This window comes from Alteromonas sp. 5NW40-0090, assembly GCF_057552975.1.
Genome location: NZ_BAAJLT010000027.1, coordinates 1 through 1,087 on the forward strand (window position 1 = coordinate 1; position 1,087 = coordinate 1,087).

Annotated in this window: 1 rRNA gene; it reads right to left on the bottom strand. The window is 51.4% G+C overall.

The features are described from left to right. Window positions 1-1,087 (bottom strand): 23S ribosomal RNA (locus AC27KT_RS19735); the annotation flags it as partial.

Sequence of the window (1,087 nt, forward strand, 5' to 3'; positions counted from 1 at the left end):
CACGACGTTCTAAACCCAGCTCGCGTACCACTTTAAATGGCGAACAGCCATACCCTTGGGACCGACTTCAGCCCCAGGATGTGATGAGCCGACATCGAGGTGCCAAACACCGCCGTCGATATGAACTCTTGGGCGGTATCAGCCTGTTATCCCCGGAGTACCTTTTATCCGTTGAGCGATGGCCCTTCCATACAGAACCACCGGATCACTATGACCTACTTTCGTACCTGCTCGACGTGTCTGTCTCGCAGTTAAGCTAGCTTATGCCATTGCACTAACCTCACGATGTCCGACCGTGATTAGCTAACCTTCGTGCTCCTCCGTTACTATTTGGGAGGAGACCGCCCCAGTCAAACTACCCACCAGACACTGTCCACAATCCCGATAAGGGACCAATGTTAGAACATCAAACATACAAGGGTGGTATTTCAAGGACGGCTCCACACAATCTAGCGACTGTGCTTCAAAGCCTCCCACCTATCCTACACATGTAGGTTCAATGTTCAGTGCCAAGCTGTAGTAAAGGTTCACGGGGTCTTTCCGTCTAGGTGCGGGTACACAGCATCTTCACTGCGATTTCAATTTCACTGAGTCTCGGGTGGAGACAGCGTGGCCATGGTTACACCATTCGTGCAGGTCGGAACTTACCCGACAAGGAATTTCGCTACCTTAGGACCGTTATAGTTACGGCCGCCGTTTACCGGGGCTTCGATCAAGAGCTTCGTCCGAAGACTAACCCCATCAATTAACCTTCCGGCACCGGGCAGGTGTCACACCCTATACGTCCTCTTACGAGTTTGCAGAGTGCTGTGTTTTTAATAAACAGTCCCAGCCACCTGGTCACTGCGGCCTCCATTTGCTTACCACGCGAAGTGTTCACAAACAGAGGCGTACCTTCTCCCGAAGTTACGGTACAATTTTGCCGAGTTCCTTCACCCGAGTTCTCTCAAGCGCCTTAGTATTCTCTACCTGACCACCTGTGTCGGTTTGGGGTACGGTTCATATAATCATAAGTTTAGAAGCTTTTCCTGGAAGCAGGGCATCAACAACTTCACTCCCTTGGGAGCTCGTCTCGTGTCTCGGCCTT